Annotated in this window: 15 protein-coding genes; 8 read left to right on the top strand and 7 right to left on the bottom strand. The window is 71.6% G+C overall.

Going from position 1 to position 15,600, the window contains the following annotated elements; translation table 11 throughout:
- The first annotated feature begins 9 nt into the window (after positions 1 to 9).
- Entirely contained in the window at positions 10 to 783 is a 774-nt protein-coding gene (locus tag GC092_RS15120; RefSeq protein WP_324014929.1) for a hypothetical protein, read from the top strand.
- Between the two features lies 1 nt (position 784).
- Here the strand turns inward: GC092_RS15120 and GC092_RS15115 are convergent, their stop codons facing one another.
- Positions 785 to 1,153 (bottom strand): YchJ family protein, encoded by a 369-nt coding sequence (locus GC092_RS15115; RefSeq protein ID WP_324013029.1) that lies wholly within the window; start codon positions 1,151 to 1,153, stop codon positions 785 to 787.
- 52 nt (positions 1,154 to 1,205) lie between these two features.
- Entirely contained in the window at positions 1,206 to 1,811 is a 606-nt protein-coding gene (locus GC092_RS15110) for a MarR family winged helix-turn-helix transcriptional regulator (protein ID WP_324013028.1), read from the bottom strand.
- A 61-nt stretch (positions 1,812 to 1,872) separates the two neighbouring features.
- On the opposite strand from GC092_RS15110, the gene GC092_RS15105 reads away from it, so the two are divergent.
- Positions 1,873 to 2,466 (top strand): MarR family winged helix-turn-helix transcriptional regulator, encoded by a 594-nt coding sequence (locus GC092_RS15105; RefSeq protein ID WP_324013027.1) that lies wholly within the window; start codon positions 1,873 to 1,875, stop codon positions 2,464 to 2,466.
- A 213-nt stretch (positions 2,467 to 2,679) separates the two neighbouring features.
- Here GC092_RS15105 and GC092_RS15100 read toward each other — a convergent pair whose 3' ends face one another.
- Positions 2,680 to 4,998, bottom strand: coding sequence for an immune inhibitor A domain-containing protein (locus tag GC092_RS15100; protein ID WP_324013025.1), 2,319 nt, complete (start codon positions 4,996 to 4,998; stop codon positions 2,680 to 2,682).
- A 269-nt stretch (positions 4,999 to 5,267) separates the two neighbouring features.
- Here GC092_RS15100 and GC092_RS15095 point away from each other — a divergent pair, with 269 nt between their 5' ends.
- Positions 5,268 to 6,479 (top strand): MFS transporter, encoded by a 1,212-nt coding sequence (locus tag GC092_RS15095; RefSeq protein WP_324013024.1) that lies wholly within the window; start codon positions 5,268 to 5,270, stop codon positions 6,477 to 6,479.
- Positions 6,480 to 6,493: 14 nt separating this feature from the next.
- Here GC092_RS15095 and GC092_RS15090 read toward each other — a convergent pair whose 3' ends face one another.
- From GC092_RS15090 to GC092_RS15075, 4 genes are read right to left on the bottom strand one after another with little or no spacing between them, the layout of a single operon-like run.
- Positions 6,494 to 7,378 (bottom strand): helix-turn-helix transcriptional regulator, encoded by an 885-nt coding sequence (locus tag GC092_RS15090; RefSeq protein ID WP_324013022.1) that lies wholly within the window; start codon positions 7,376 to 7,378, stop codon positions 6,494 to 6,496.
- Between the two features lie 42 nt (positions 7,379 to 7,420).
- The gene (locus GC092_RS15085) at positions 7,421 to 8,251 is read right to left on the bottom strand and encodes a Cof-type HAD-IIB family hydrolase (protein ID WP_324013020.1); all 831 of its coding nucleotides are present in this window, start codon (positions 8,249 to 8,251) and stop codon (positions 7,421 to 7,423) included.
- 24 nt (positions 8,252 to 8,275) lie between these two features.
- Entirely contained in the window at positions 8,276 to 9,673 is a 1,398-nt protein-coding gene (locus tag GC092_RS15080) for an MFS transporter (protein WP_324014927.1), read from the bottom strand.
- 10 nt (positions 9,674 to 9,683) lie between these two features.
- Entirely contained in the window at positions 9,684 to 10,301 is a 618-nt protein-coding gene (locus GC092_RS15075) for a TetR/AcrR family transcriptional regulator (protein ID WP_324013019.1), read from the bottom strand.
- A 77-nt stretch (positions 10,302 to 10,378) separates the two neighbouring features.
- Here GC092_RS15075 and GC092_RS15070 point away from each other — a divergent pair, with 77 nt between their 5' ends.
- The 5 genes from GC092_RS15070 (at position 10,379) to GC092_RS15050 (ending at position 15,583) form a co-directional block, all read left to right on the top strand.
- Positions 10,379 to 11,263 (top strand): alpha/beta hydrolase family protein, encoded by an 885-nt coding sequence (locus tag GC092_RS15070; protein ID WP_324013017.1) that lies wholly within the window; start codon positions 10,379 to 10,381, stop codon positions 11,261 to 11,263.
- 299 nt (positions 11,264 to 11,562) lie between these two features.
- On the top strand, positions 11,563 to 13,422 hold the full coding sequence (gene dnaK, locus GC092_RS15065; RefSeq protein WP_324013016.1) for a molecular chaperone DnaK: 1,860 nt from the start codon (positions 11,563 to 11,565) through the stop codon (positions 13,420 to 13,422).
- Positions 13,422 to 14,042, top strand: a complete 621-nt coding sequence (locus tag GC092_RS15060; protein WP_282980380.1) for a nucleotide exchange factor GrpE — start codon at positions 13,422 to 13,424, stop codon at positions 14,040 to 14,042. The genes dnaK and GC092_RS15060 overlap by 1 nt, the downstream gene beginning before the upstream one ends.
- A gap of 77 nt (positions 14,043 to 14,119) precedes the next feature.
- On the top strand, positions 14,120 to 15,100 hold the full coding sequence (locus tag GC092_RS15055) for a DnaJ C-terminal domain-containing protein (RefSeq protein WP_282980379.1): 981 nt from the start codon (positions 14,120 to 14,122) through the stop codon (positions 15,098 to 15,100).
- 45 nt (positions 15,101 to 15,145) lie between these two features.
- On the top strand, positions 15,146 to 15,583 hold the full coding sequence (locus GC092_RS15050) for a heat shock protein transcriptional repressor HspR (RefSeq protein ID WP_324013012.1): 438 nt from the start codon (positions 15,146 to 15,148) through the stop codon (positions 15,581 to 15,583).
- The last annotated feature ends 17 nt before the right edge of the window (positions 15,584 to 15,600 follow it).

Below are 15,600 nucleotides of genomic sequence, written 5' to 3'. Positions count from 1 at the left end.
CGCGCCGTGATGCGCGACTCCCTGCCGCCTCCTCCGTCGCGTCGCCCCGACGTCGAGGACGACTTCGCCGACGGCCCCGATCCTGCGCTCTGGGTCGCGCACTACCTGCCGCACTGGACGACGCCCGACCGCTCCGCGGCGCGGTTCGACGTCGCCGCGGATGGCCTGCGCCTCCGGATCGATGAGGACCAGCTCGACTGGCGCCCCGAGGACGCCCCGCTGCGCGTCTCGAATCTGCAGACCGGGGTCTTCTCGGGGCCGCTCGGGTCGACGCGCGGCACGCATCGGCATCGCCCCGATGGCCTGACGGTTCGAACCGAGACACCGGCGCGCCTGCTGTGGGCGCCGCGCTCGGGCCGCGTCGAGGTCACCGTGAGTGCGAGCACGGATGAGGGCGCGATGCTCGCCGCTTGGCTCGTCGGGACAGAGCATGAGCGCGCAGAGGACGCGGGCGAGATCTGCATCTTCGAGATCGACGCGGACGCTGTGGGGTCATCGACCGTCGCCCGCACGGGCATCAAGGCCCACGGCGACCCGGGGCTGCGCACCGACATGGCCGAGGTGACGCTGCCGTTCGACGCCGCGAGACCGCACACGTGGACCGCGATCTGGGGCGCGGGCGAGACCGTCATCGGATGCGAGGGCGTGGTCGTGCGCCGGATCCCGCAGGCCCCCGACTGCCCCCTGTTCCTGCTCGTCGACCTGTTCGAGGTCGGCGGGCGCGGCGGCTCCTACCCGAAGACGGCGCGGCTGCACCGCGTGCGCGGCTGGAGCGGCGCGTGACTCAGCCGGCGACGTCGCCGTCGACGTAGACCCAGCGGCCGCCGCGGCGCGCGAAACGGGAGCGCTCCTCGAGCCGGCCAGGGCCATCCGCCGTCGTGAAGTGCGCGACGAACGCTACCTCGTCGCCCGCGGCCTCGAGGATATCGAGGCGCGTCCACGTCGTGCTGTCGTCGAGCGCGAGGTCGGCGGGGCGCGTGCGCGGGTGCCAGGTGCGCGCGAGGTAGTCGACATCGCCCTTCGCGAAGGCGCTGTATCGCGAGCGCATGAGCTCTTCCGGGGTCTCCGCGACGCGAGCGCCGGAGTGGAGGGCGCCGCAGCACGACGGGTACGGCCGCCCGCTCCCGCACGGGCAGGTCTCGGCGAAGCTCATGACTCGAGCCTACGGTCCGGGGCCGAGACCGCCCGTGTGCAGGGAGACCGCGTCACGACGCGTCGCGGTGGCCGTGGTGGAAGCCGCGCGCGCCGAAGCGGTGGGGCCCGAAGCCGTGGCCGTGCGGGCCGTGGCCGTGGCCGTGGGGCCCGAACCCGTGGGGCCCGAAGCCGTGGCCGTGCGGGCCGAAGCCGTGGCCGTGTCGGCCGCGGGGACGCTTGCGGCGGGGCAGGGGCTTGCCCTCCTCCCAGCCGAGCTCGCGCGCGATGGCCTCGAGTGAGGCGAGGGTCGTGGCGAAGTCCTCGGGAGAGACCGCGGCGGCGACGTGCTCGCGCACGGCGGCGACCCGGGGCGCGAGCCGATCGAGCGTCGTGCGCCCCTCGTCGGTCAGGGTCCACTCGCCGTCGACGAGCTCGACCCATCCGTGCTCGGCGAGCATCGTGACGCGGTGGGGCTTGCGGGCGAGTCGGTCGTGCAGACCTGGCGCGTCGACCGTGCCCGCGAGTGCGTTCAGCAGCCGCCAGTCGCGGTGGTCGATGCCCTCGCTCTCGAGCGCGGCGTCGATCTGCTGGGAGAGCAGGGAGTCGACGGCCTTCAGCCAGAAGCCGAGGGGGCGTCCGTCGTCGTGCGGGGTGCGGTGTGTGGTGTCGGTGTTCATGGAGGTCTCCAAATCAATGTCATCGTGCATGTATATGCAGGATGACATGCATCGGATCTCCATGTCAAGTGTCATGTACTTTAGAGGGGTGGCAGAGCCGACCGATCCCGCAGCCCGCATCGCCGCCGCCCTCGCGCGGCTGCGGCTCGGGCGCCGCGGCGGGGAGGGGCCGTTCGAGCACGGGCATCCGCTTCACGGCGGCCCGTTCGGAGGCCCCCACGCCGGGCCGCACGGCGGTCCGCTCGGTGCGCACCATGGGCACGGCGGTCCGCACGGCGATCACCCGCGCGGTCCGTTCGGGCGCTCGATCGCACGTCTGCGGCTGCTGGAGATCCTCGCCACGGCGGATGGTCCGCTGTCGGTCGGGCAGATCGGCGAGCGCCTCGGCGTCGATCAGCCGCGCGCGAGCCGGCTCGTGCAGGCCGTCGTGGAATCGGGGCATGCTCGTCGGGAGGCCGATCCTGCCGATGCACGTCGGACGCTCATCGCGCTCACCGACGAGGGCCGCGCGATCGCGGCGCGCACGCACGGCGCGCGCACGGAGGCCGTCGAGCAGGCGCTGGCTGGCTTCACCGCCGAGGAGCGCGCGCAGCTCGCCGACCTCCTCGGCCGCTTCGCCGACGCGTGGCCCGACCCGCGCCGTCCGCAGGGCTGAGCCGGCCCGGGCTCCGAGCCGAGCCATCCGTCTCCCGCCCCGGGACACACCGCAGGAGTTTCTTCCCACCGCGCGCTGACCATCCGCGGGATCACGTGCCTCGGGCGCGCACGTGTGCGAGATTCTCCTGCGTCGTGTCCCGCTCGCAGCCCCGCTGACGCGGAGAGGCCGGGCCGCCCGGAGGGGCGACCCGGCCTCGGTGTCGTGCCGTCGTCAGGACCCGGCGTTGACCTCGATGGTCATCGTGCCCTCGCGGCGGTCAGCGCCCACGACCTGGATGGTCGTGCCCGTGCCGCCGACGATGACCGAGTTCTGCGGGTTGGCCTCGTCGTAGTAGGCGTACGGGTCGGAGTCGTCGAAGAGCGACACCGGCTTCTGCTTCTTGAGCTCGAGGGTGGTCATGCCCTCCTCGGTCTCGCGGTGCAGCGACAGCTTGTCGGTCTTGTCGAGCCCGAACGTCGCGTCGAACGTCTGGATGCGGTTGCGCGCGATCGTCCCGTCCGTCCAGGTCAGCGCCTGCGGACGCGCGTCGACCGGCAGGGCCTGGCCGCCGCCCGGGTGCGCCGAGGTGTTGTTGTCCTCGTAGAGCCCGTTCACGTACCAGATGAGCAGGCCGTCCTGGAACGGGAAGTGCTCGACCTGGTTCGGGTTGGTCTGCGACCAGCCGAAGTTGTACGGGCCCTCGGCGAGCGTCGCGTCGTAGCCGCCGTACACGCGGTTCTCCGCGATGTAGCGGTGGTCGTACTGCACGGTGTACCCGCCGTCCTCGATGAGCTCGAAGCCGGCGCGCTCCCAGTCCGCTGCGCCGTCCTCGACGTCGGTCGACAGCGCGTCGCCCACGGCGATGTCGTCGACCTTGAAGCCGGGGTTGTTGACCGCGCCGTCGGTGACGTACCGGAAGCGGATCTGCGCGGTCTGCCCCGCGTAGGCCCCCAGGTCGGCGGTGAGGGCCGTCCAGCCCTCGGTCGCGCCCGTGATGCCGTTGCCGAGGTTCGCCCCGTTCGGGTCCTCGGTCGTCGAGTGGTCGGTCGCGAGCGGCGTCCAGCTGGACCCTGCGTCGGTCGAGATCTCGGCGTACGCGTAGTCCCAGTCGGCTTCGATGTCGTAGTCGACCTGCGCGGTCAGCGCGGCGCCTGCCGGAACCTCGAACGCAGGGCTCGTGACGGTGCTGTCGAGCCCTGCCCCGCTGCCCGAGAAGAAGTACTTCGTGCCGGATGCCGCGGGCCCGGTCTCGACGAACTGCTCGCCGGGAGGCAGGTTGACGATGACGGCCTGCGGGCGCGTCGTCGCGTGGAAGGCTGGTCCGAGGTCGACGGTCGCCGACTCGCCCGCCTCGACCGTCTCGTAGTCGAGCCAGCCGAGGAACAGCTTCTCGGTCGCGCCCATGTGGTTCGGGGTCGTGCCGATCGTGCCGTCGCCGTGCCCGAGCCACGAGCCCGAGCTCATCAGCGTCCAGAAGGCGGTGCCGTTGTCGCCGCCGTCGGTGTCGTAGTAGTCGGGAAGGCCCAGGTCGTGCCCGAACTCATGGGCGAAGACGCCGAGGCCGCCGTTCTCGGGCTCGGTCGTGTAGTCGCGGATCCAGATGTCCGTGTCGCCGATGCGGACGCCGCCCGCCTTCGGGTGGTCGGCCGGTCCGTCGACGCCGAGACCCGCCTGGTTCGCCGCCCAGCGGTGCGACCAGATCGCCCACTCGGGGGCGCCCGCCTCCTCGCCCTCGCCGGCGTGGATCGCCTGGAAGTGGTCGATGTAGCCGTCGGGCTCGTTCGTGATGCCGTCGCCGTCGAGGTCGTACCGGTCCCACACGTCGAACGCCTGGAGGTACGCCACGATCTCGTCGTGCGTCTTGCCCTGCGCGAGCTGATCGGCGTACCACGCGTCCGCGGAGTCCTGGATGAAGCGCGTCATGTCGTCCTGCGACTCGGTCTGCCCGTACGACGCCTCCGCGTACGGCACGGTGACCCAGTCGGACACGTCGCCCTGCAGGTCGAAGCGGCCGGACGACATCTCGTCGTAGACGCCGCGGAACGACTCCCCGCCCTGGTCCTCGAGGCCCGTGAAGAACATCTCCAGGAAGTGCTCGCGCGAGAAGTCCTCCTCCCAGTAGGTCGAGTTGTCGTCGGCGGCGGGCTCCGGGATCTCGTTGTGCAGCGGACCCGCGGCCGGGGCCTCGGGGAACCGCTCGTCCGGGGTGTCGCCGAACTCCACGAGGATCGAGAACAGCTGGGCCGTCTCCTCGACGCCGTACTCCACCCAGTCATCGGGGGCGATCTCCACGACGCGGGTCTTGTTCTTCCCCTTGCCGCGCTCGGTGACCTCGGCCTGGCCCGTCGCGACCAGCTCGGCCGCCCGCATCTTCTCCGCCGTGCGCTTCTCGGCGAGCGGATCGGGGCGGTCGTCCTGCTGTGCGGGGACGGTCGGGTCGAGCGGCGGAGCCGTGTCGGTGTCGCTCGGTGCCGCGGTGGCGGCCGTCGGTGCGAGCGCCCCGGCGAGCAGGATCGCTGCTCCCAGTGCGCATGCGGTGCGTGACTTCACTCTTCCTCCAGGTTTCACGCGTCGACCGCGAGGTCGGCGCCCGGATGTCCGCGACACGGCGTCGTCGCCGTGCGCAGACGGATGAACCCAACCTAGAGACCCAGGTGTTTCACAGAAATGACATTCTGTCGAACCGCGATGGGGAGTTCTGCCCATGAGGTGCCCATCTGGTGCGTCGTTCCGCACATCCACGCGGATGCGGACGATCGGTCGGATGGCCCGGACGCGCGGTCGGGCGGCCAGCGCCGGGCTCCGCGACGCTGGAGGGCATGACGAACACCGCCTCGCTTCCGACCGTCGACGAACGCCTCTCACCTCCGCGCGAGCGCCTCCGCTACGGCGCGCTCGTGACGATGATGGTCATGAGCTTCGTGCTGGTGACCGCGGAGTTCCTTCCGAACGGCGTGCTCACCGAGTTCGCGCGCGACCTCGGTGTGACGGCGGGCCAGGCGGGGCAGGCGGTCACCGTGACCGCTCTCGTCGGATTCCTCGTCGCCCCGACGATCGGCCTCCTCGTGCCGCGCCTCGACCGCAGGGACCTGCTCGTGTGGCTCGCGGTCGCGGCCGCCGTGTCGAACCTGCTCGTCGCGCTCGCGCCGTCCCTGGGCATCGTGCTCGCGTCGCGGGTCCTGCTCGGCGCGGCGCTCAGCGGGTTCTGGTCGATGTCGCTCACGGTGGCGTCGCGCATCGCCGGCCCGGAGCGGCTCGGGCGCGCGGTCATGTTCACGACCGCCGGGACGTCGCTGGCGACGGTGCTCGGGGTTCCGCTCGGCGTGCTCCTCAGCACGTTCGCCGACTGGCGCGCCGTCTTCGCGGGCGCCGCCGTCGTCACGGCCGCCGTCGCCGTCGCGCTCCGCGTGCTCCTGCCGAAGGTGCCGGCGCAGAGCGCAGCGAGCCTCGCCATCCTCGGCAGCACGCTCCGCCGGCCCGGGATCGCACTGGGCCTCGCCGGCCACGTGCTCACGGTTCTCGGCCACTTCACCGCGTACACCTACATCCGGCTCGCGCTGGAGCGGATCACGGAGGGACCCCAGCGCACGCCGCTCGACGAGGGGGCGATCGTGCTCCTCCTCGCCCTCTTCGGCGTCGGCGGGCTCGTCGGCAACGTCGTCACCGGCGTGATCGTCGACCGCCACCTGGGCCTGCTCTCGGCTGCCGTGCCGGTGCTCGTCGGCGCGCCGATCGTCGCGGTCATCCTGTGGCCGACCTCGCTCGCGGTCGTCGGCGTCGCCGTGGTCGTGTGGGGTGTCGCGTTCTCGGCGTGGCTCATCGTGCTGAACGCCTGGATCGGCCGCCGCCTGCCCGACCGACTCGAGGCCGGCGGAGGCCTGGTCGTCGCGGGATTCCAGCTCGCAATCATGCTCGCGGCCGGCATCGGCGGGGTGCTCGTCGACGCCGCGGGGGTCGACGCGGCCTACATCACGGGAGCCGTCGCGGTCGCCCTCGGCGCCGTGCTGTTCGGTCTCGCCGGTCGCGGGTAGGGGCCCGGCCGCGTCTACGCGCGGACGAGCGCTCGCGCACGCCACGCCGACGGCGTGACGCCCGTGTGGCGTCGGAATGCGCGGCTGAAGCCCTCGTCCGACGCGTAGCCGAGGCGGCGGGAGACCTCGGAGACCCCGGCACCGCCCGCGAGCAGGTCCTGCGCGGCCGCCATGCGCACCTCCGTCAGGTATCCGAGCGGCGACCGTCCGACGACCGAGCGGAACCGCTCGGCGAAGACCGAGCGAGACATGGCCGCGATCGCGGCCATCCGCTCGACCGTCCAGTCGCGCCCGGGCTCTGCGTGGATGGCCTCGATCACGCGCGCGAGGAACGGATCCGCGGTGCGCGCGGGCCATCCGTCGGGTGCGCAGCCGGCGACGGCCCACGCGCGCAGCGTCGCGAGAGCGAGCGTCGTCGCCATGAGGCGGCAGATCACGGGAGCCGCCCCGGCGTACGGGCTCGTCACCGCGGGGAGGCCGAGGTGGGCTGCGAGCGCCGCGGCGGCGGGCTCGATGCGCGAGAATCCGCTGACCGACACGAGATCCGGCACGATCGCGAGCTGCCGCTGGACGGACTCGGATGCGCTCAGCCGCGAGACGATCACGAAGGCTCCGTCGCCGCGGATCCGCATCGGCTCGCGGCCCAGGGAGAGAAGCGTGTCGCCCGCGACGAGCTCCGTCGGCGGCGCTCCGTCGCGCGCGCCGCAGTCGTAGGCGCGCGGCGGCAGGGCCAGTGCCCCCTCGAGTACGTACACGAGCGCGGCGTCGCCCGCGCCGAGAGCGATCTCCCGCTCGATGCGGAGCCGGTCGGTGCTGCGCACCTCCCACTCGAGCGACGACAGCAGGCGCTCGAGCGCATCGCCGTCGCGCAGTGCGGGGAGCGGGGTCAGCAGCGTCACACCGGCGTGAACCGCCGTCGGCGCGCCCCTATTCCGTCTGCGTCAGAGGAGACCGTGCCGCGCGAAGGCCTTCGCGAGGCCGTCCTCGTCGATCGGAGCGGTCACCTCGTCGGCCGCCTCCTTCGCCTGCAGCGTGCCGTTGCCCATCGCGATGCCGACACCCGCGAGCTCGAGCATCTCGAGATCGTTGTTGTTGTCGCCGATCGCGATCGCGTCGGCGAGGTCCATCCCGATCCGGTCGACCAGCTCGCGGATCGCGCTGCCCTTCGTCACCGCGGGCATCGACACCTCGCCGCTCGCCGTGCCCATGCCGGGGATCGTGCCCGTGATGACCGTGAACTCGGCGCCCACGGCACGCTGCACGGCGTCATAGGCCCCGAGGTCGTCGCCCGAGAACACGGCCTTCGCCGTGCGATCGTGGCGCAGCGGCGGGATCTCGCCGAGGTACCGGCCGAGCCCGCGATCCGAGACGCCCTCGCCATCCGAGACGCCGAGCTGACGGCGCAGGTGCCGCTGCATGCCCGCGGTGGCATAGAAGTACTCGCGCCCCTGGAGCACGTAGTCCAGCCCGAGCGCGTCGAACTCCTCGCGCAGCCTCCGGCAGGACGCCTCGGGCATGAGGCGCTCGATGACCCACTCGCCGTCGTACTCGACGAAGGCGCCGGCGCCCGCGACGATGCCATCGAACCCGATGTCGGTCACCTGCACGTCGACCTCGTAGGGCGTCCGCCCCGTCGCGAGCAGCACGAGATGGCCGTTGGCGCGAGCGCGGCGGATGGCATCGGGCGTCGAGGGCGGGATGGTCCCGTCGTGGTCGAGGATCGTCCCGTCGATGTCGAGGAACACGATGCGACGGCGGGCGGTGCGGGGCATGCTCCCGACGCTACCCGCCCCGGATCACCGCGCGGCCTTCACGGGCAGCAGCAGGAGGAATCCGAGCAGGAGGACGAGCACGAGGCCGAGGATGCCGAACGTCGTCTGGTGCGTGACGGTGATGAGGAGCGCCCATGCGGCCGAGGCCATCCAGCTCGCGGCGCGCCCCGTCGTCGCGTAGAGGCCGAAGATCTCGCCTTCGCGGCCCGCGGGCGTGACCCGGGCGAGGAACGACCTCGACGCCGCCTGGGCCGGTCCGACGAACACGCACAGGATGAGCCCGCCGATCCAGAACACGGTGCGCCCGGCATCGGCGAGTGCGAAGACCGCGAGCCCCGCGAGGGTCATCGCGCCGAGCGAGAAGAGGATGATGCGCTTGGGCCCGAACCGGTCGTCGAGGCGACCCGAGATGATCGTCGAGACGCCCGCGATGACGTTCGCGGCGACGCCGAAGATCATGAGCTCGAGGGTGCCGAAGCCGAAGACGCTCGCCGCGATCACCGCGCCGAACGTGAACACCCCGGCGAGGCCGTCGCGGAAGACCGCGCTCGCGAGGAGGAACCAGAAGGTCGGGCGCGCGGCGGGGGAGCGGTAGAGGCCGGCGACATCCTTCACGAGCAGCGCGTACGACTGCACGAAGCCCACGCGGCGCTCGGGGCGCCCGAGCGAGGGCTCGGGCACCTTCACGAAGATCGGGATGGCGAACGCGATCGTCCACAGCGCGCAGCCGACCGCGATGACGCGGAATGGGAGGCCGCCCTCCGACGAGAGCCCGAACCAGTCGCCCAGGTAGAAGACGATGACGAGAGCGAGGGCGACGATGCCGCCGAGGTACCCGAACCCCCAGCCGAGGCCCGAGATGCGCCCGATCGTCTTCGGCGTCGCGATGCCGACGAGGATGGCGTTGGAGTTGACGGCCGCGATCTCGCCGAACACCATGCCCGCGGAGATCAGCGCGACCCCCAGCCAGAACAGGGTCGGGGTGGGCTCGACGAACCACAGGCCGAGCATGCAGACGATGAGCGCCCCCGTGCCGATCCCGAGCCACAGCTTCTGCCGGCCTGCGGCATCCGCCTGCTGTCCGAGAACCGGGGCGAGCAGGAGGATGAGGAGGCCCGCGACCGTGGTGCCCCATCCGAGGCCCGACGCGAGGTCGGCGAGAGCCGCGACCTTGACCGGGTCCTGGTCGGCGAGACCCTGCACATCGGGCGGAAGGAAGGCGTCCGTCGTGAGGTAGAGGGCCGTGAAGATGAACGTGAGGATGACCGTGTTGAACGGCTGGGTCGCCCAGTCCCAGAGCGCCCAGGCGAAGACTGTGCCGCGCGATGCGGGAGCGCGCTGAGGGAGCTCGAGCCCCATCACGGTCAGCGCGGCGGTGTCGGCGGCCGCGGGCGGCGCGGAGGGGTGGGCGGGCTCGGGCATGTCGGTCACGCTAGGCCTCCTCGGTGAACGCGCGGTGGCGCGCCGTCGCGCCGCGCTCGAGACGAGTCTCCACCACATCGCGGAGGACGTCGAAGGCCCGTTCCGCGCGCCGCTCGTCGCCCGTGCTGATGAGGTCGACCATGAGGCCGCGCAGCGACGCGAGGACGAGGGTCGCGAGCGGCTCGGCCTCCTCCTGCGGGCAGCCCGCCTGCGTGAACCCCGCGGCGAGCAGATCGACGCGCTCGCCGACCGACCGGACGACCGCCTCGCGCAGGGCGCCGTCCGCGTGCGCTGCCGCGACGGCGATCTCGAGGAAGGCGGTCGACAGGGCTCGGCCCCGCGCAGACCGCGCCCTCTCCCAGAGGGCGGCGAGCGGATCGGGATGGCCGTCGGGGATCTGCGGTGCGGCCAGCGCGGCGCCGAGGATCGACTCGACGACCTCGGCGACCAGCTGCTCTCTGCTCCCGAAGTGGTGCAGCAGCGTGGCGTGGCTGACGCCGACGTGCGCGCTGAGGCGGCGAAGCGACAGCCCGGAGAGCCCGTGCGCGAGCACCGCTTCGGTCGCTGCCTGCAGCACCTCTCCGCGGCGGTGCTCGAAGCGGCGTCGGCGCCCGTCGTCGTCCGTCATGGACCCAGGGTAGACAGCGCGGCACACGCCTGGCAGATTGATCTACCAATTGGTAGATCAATCCAGAAAGGGAAGCCATGGGGGGACGCACGACGTCATTCAGGAGGAGAGTTCGCGCGGCGGCGCTCGCGATCGCGCTCGCCGCGGGGTCGCTGGCGGCAGCGGGGCCGGCGGCCGCGATCGTTCCCGCGGTCGAGATCGGGCCGCCTCCGACGCAGCAGACGATCGAGGCGCCGCGGGGTCCGTTCGCGGTCGCGGAGGAGCGCGTGCCGGGCTACGCCGTGCGCGGCTTCGGCGGCGGCGCGATCTACTTCCCCTCCGGCCAGCAGGGCGTCGCATTCGGCGCCGTGGCCATCTCGCCGGGGTACACGGCCTCGCAGTCGAGCATCGCCTGGCTCGGGCCGCGGATCGCCTCGCAGGGGTTCGTCGTCTTCACGATCGACACGCTCGGGCGCTATGACCAGCCGGGCCAGCGGGGCGACCAGCTCCTCGCCGCGCTGGACTACCTCGTCTCCTCGAGCGACGTCCGCGACATCGTCGACCCGAACCGGCTCGCCGTCATGGGGCACTCGATGGGTGGCGGCGGGGCCTTCGAGGCGGCCAAGGACGATCCGTCGCTCCAGGCCGCGATCGCGATGACCCCGTGGGACGCGGACAAGACGTTCCCCGAGGTGTCGACCCCGACGCTGGTGTTCGGCGCGGAGCGCGACACGGTCGCTCCCGTCGCTCGTCACGCCATCCCGCTGTACGAGGGGCTGCCCGCGGATCTGCCGCGCGCCTATCTGGAGCTGCGCGGGGCGTCGCACTTCGCGCCCAACACGTCGAACACGACGATCGCGGCGCAGTCGATCGCCTGGCTGAAGCTGTTCGTCGACGACGACCCGCGCTACAGCCCCTTCGTGTGCCCGGGCCCTGCGGTGGGCATCACCCTGAGCGACGCCCGCTCCACCTGCCCCTTCTGACCGGCGCCCGGCCCCGCCGCCCCGCCGCCCCGTGCCGCCCGTTCTGCCGCCCGTTCTCCCGCTGAGACTAGTGTCCGGCGTCGAGACCTCTGTTCCCGACACCGGTCTCGACGACCGGCGCTAGTCTCGGACCCCCGCTACACCGGTCTCGACGGCCGGCGCTAGTCTCGAGGGTGCGGGGTGAAGTTGAGTCGGGCTGTATCAAGTTTCTTGACTTCCCCCGGTTGTCGCCGTACGCTTGAGTCAGCGCGACTCAAGATCGCGCGCAGACTTCAGGCAGCGACAGAAGGAGAAGCAACATGGCACGTGCTGTGGGTATCGACCTCGGGACGACCAACTCGGTCGTCTCGGTCCTCGAGGGCGGCGAGCCGAAGGTCATCGCCAACGCCGAGGGCTTCCGCACGACCCCGTCGGTCGTCGCGTTCACCAAGGACGGCGAGGTGCTCGTCGGCGAGACCGCGAAGCGCCAGGCCGTCACCAACGTCGACCGCACGCTCGCGTCGGTCAAGCGCCACATGGGCACCGACTGGACGTTCAAGGTGGACGACAAGTCGTACACGCCGCAGGAGATCTCGGCGCGCATCCTCCAGAAGCTGAAGCGCGACGCCGAGCAGTACCTGGGCGACACGGTGACCGACGCCGTCATCACCGTGCCCGCGTACTTCAACGACGCCGAGCGCCAGGCCACGAAGGAGGCCGGCGAGATCGCGGGCCTCAACGTCCTGCGCATCATCAACGAGCCCACGGCCGCCGCCCTCGCGTACGGTCTCGACAAGGGCAAGGAGGACGAGCTCATCCTCGTCTTCGACCTCGGCGGCGGAACCTTCGACGTCTCGCTGCTCGAGGTGGGCAAGGACGACGACTTCTCGACCATCCAGGTGCGTGCCACGGCGGGCGACAACCGCCTCGGCGGCGACGACTGGGACCAGCGCCTCGTCGACTACCTCATCAAGCAGTTCAAGGACTCCACGGGCGTCGACGTCTCGAACGACAAGATCGCCCTGCAGCGCCTCAAGGAGGCCGCGGAGCAGGCGAAGAAGGAGCTCTCGAGCTCGACGTCGACGAGCGTCAACCTGCCGTACCTCTCGCTCACGGAGAACGGCCCCGTGTCGCTGTCCGAGACGATCTCGCGCGCGAAGTTCGAGGACCTCACGAAGGACCTCCTCGAGCGCACGAAGAAGCCGTTCCAGGACGTCATCCGCGAGGCGGGCATCAAGGTCTCCGACATCGCGCACGTCGTGCTCGTCGGCGGCTCGACCCGCATGCCCGCGGTCAGCGAGCTCGTGAAGAGCGAGACGAGCCAGGAGCCCAACAAGGGCGTCAACCCGGACGAGGTCGTCGCCGTCGGCGCCGCCATCCAGGCGGGCGTGCTGAAGGGCGAGCGCAAGGACGTCCTCCTCATCGACGTCACCCCGCTGAGCCTCGGCATCGAGACCAAGGGCGGCGTGATGACCAAGCTCATCGAGCGCAACACGGCCATCCCGACCAAGCGCAGCGAGACCTTCACGACCGCAGACGACAACCAGCCGTCGGTGGCCATCCAGGTCTTCCAGGGCGAGCGCGAGTTCACCCGCGACAACAAGCCGCTCGGCACCTTCGAGCTCACCGGCATCGCGCCGGCGCCCCGCGGCGTGCCGCAGGTCGAGGTCACGTTCGACATCGACGCGAACGGCATCGTGCACGTGTCCGCCAAGGACAAGGGCACGGGCAAGGAGCAGTCGATGACCATCACGGGCGGCTCGTCGCTCTCGAAGGAGGACATCGAGCGGATGGTCCGCGACGCCGAGGAGCACGCGGCCGAGGACAAGAAGCGCCGCGAGGCCGCGGATGTCCGCAACCAGGCCGAGACGCTCGCGTACTCGATCGAGAAGCTCATCTCGGAGAACGACGACAAGCTCCCCGCCGACGTGAAGGACTCGGTCAAGGCCGACGTCGACGCGCTCAAGACCGCGCTCGCGGGCGAGGACGACGACGCCGTGAAGGCCGCGTTCGAGAAGCTCAACGAGAGCCAGACCAAGCTCGGCGAGGCGATCTACCAGCAGGCTCAGGCCGCGCAGGAGCAGGCGCCGCAGGACGCCCCGGCCGGCGAGCAGAGCTCGGCGGAAGAGGACGTCATCGACGCCGAGGTCGTGGACGACGAGGACGAGAAGAAGAGCTGATGACGGACAAGGACTTCGAGGAGCCCCAGGGCGAGCAGCCCGACGGCGACGAGGTCCAGCCGGACGCCGAGGGGTCGGAAGCCGCCGCTTCCGACCCCGCGGCGCAGCCGGCTGAGACCGCAGAGGAGGGCGACGGCCTGACGGTCGACGACATCCTCGGCGCCGAGCAGACCGACGAGGCGGCGGAGGCGGAGAAGAGCGACTACGAGACGCAGCTCCTGCACGACCTCAAGCGCCTCCAGGCGGAGTACGCGAACTACCGTCGCCGCACCGAGGAGCAGCGCGAGATCGAGATCTCCCGTGCCAGGGGCGAGGCCGTGAAGGGCCTCCTCCCCGTGCTCGACGACCTCGACCGGGCCGAGAAGCACGGCGACCTCGCCGAGGGCAGCCCGTTCTCCGCTGTCGCTGCCAAGGTGCGCGGCGTCGCCGAGCGCCTGGGCGTCGTCGCGTTCGGCGCGACCGGCGAGACGTTCGACCCGCAGCGTCACGAGGCGATCTTCCAGCAGCCGGTTCCCGGCACGACGGAGAGCACGATCCTCGAGGTCGTCGAGGTCGGCTACCTGCTGGGCGACGTCGAGCTGCGCCCCGCCAAGGTCGTCGTCGCCGTCCCGGCGGAATGACTCCCGGTCGGCCCCGCTGCGGCGGGGCCGACCGCTTTCCGGATCACGCGTAGAGCATTCGCAAGAAGAAGGTGCAGATGGCCAGTCAGGACTGGTTCGACAAGGACTTCTACAAGATCCTCGGCGTCGACAAGAACGTGAGCGACGCGGATCTGAAGAAGACCTACCGCAAGCTCGCGCGCAGGTACCACCCCGACTCGAACCCGGGCGACGCGGCTGCGGAGTCGCGGTTCAAGGAGATCAGCGAGGCGTACTCGGTGCTCTCCGACCCCGAGCAGCGCAAGGAGTACGACGAGCTGCGCGCGATGGGCTCGGGTGCGCGGTTCACCGCGCCCGGCGGCGCCGGCGGCGGGTTCGACGACGTCTTCAGCCGGTTCACGCAGCAGCGCACGGCGTCCCCGGGCGACTTCGACGACATCTTCTCGATGTTCTCCGGCGGGGGCGGAGGCTTCGGCTCCGGCCGCTTCGGGCAGTCGACGGGCGGGTACCGCGGCTTCGGCGGCCCCCAGCGCGGCGCCGACGTGCGTGCGCGCACGACGATCGACTTCACGACGGCCGCCAAGGGCGAGACCATCACGCTCCAGGGCGAGGACGGCAAGCCGTTCAAGGTCAAGATCCCCGCGGGTGTCGCGGATGGCCAGAAGATCCGCCTGCGCGGGCGCGGGCGTCCCTCGCCGGACGGAGGCGAGAGCGGCGACATCGTCGTCGAGGTCGCGGTCCGATCGCACCCCGTCTTCACGCGCGACGGCCTGAACGTCCGCGTGACCGTGCCGATCACGTTCACCGAGGCGGTGTTCGGCGCGACCATCGAGGTTCCGACGCTCGGTGGCGACCCCGTGAAGCTGCGTGTCGCCCCCGGCACGCCCTCCGGCCGCGTGCTCCGCGTCAAGGGACGCGGCATCGCGTCCAGCAAGGGCACGGGCGATCTCCTCGCCGAGGTGCAGGTGGCTGTGCCGTCGCATCTCGACGACGCCGCGCGCGAGGCGCTTCTCGCCTACCGCGAGGCCGAGCCGAAGGAGAACCCCCGCGCTGAGATGATGGCGAAGGCGAAGCAGTAGCCCGCTGCCGCCATCCGCCCCCGACACCTTCAGGAGGTGAGGACCATGCCGATCCCGGTCGACCCGGCCGACATCGACCCCGATGCGCCGATCTTCCCCATCGCGGCGGCTGCCGAGCTCGCCGCCATGCACCCGCAGACCCTGCGGCAGTACGACCGCATGGGCCTCGTCGTCCCCGGGCGCACGCGCGGCGGATCGCGGCGCTACTCGCTGCGCGACATCGACCAGTTGCGCGAGGTCGCGCGGCTGTCGTCCGAGGGTGTGCGCCTCGCCGTCATCGAACGCATCCTGCACATGGAGAACGAGGTGCAGGAGCTGCGCGGCCGTGTCCGGGAGCTCGAGCGCGAGCTGCGCGCCGAGCGCGAGCAGCGTCCGGGCGCGCGCGTGTTCGCGACGAGCGCGAACGGCGCGGTCGTGACGCTGCGTGCGGGCACCCGCGTGCGCCGTCAGACCGACGTCGTGCTCTGGCGTCCCACCGACTGACGCCCGCAGGCGCGCGC

This window comes from Microbacterium sp. JZ37, assembly GCF_035188445.1.
Taxonomy (GTDB): Bacteria; Actinomycetota; Actinomycetes; order Actinomycetales; family Microbacteriaceae; genus Microbacterium; species Microbacterium barkeri.
Note: the sequence above shows the minus strand (reverse complement) of the source record. Positions and strands in the feature narration are given on the sequence as shown.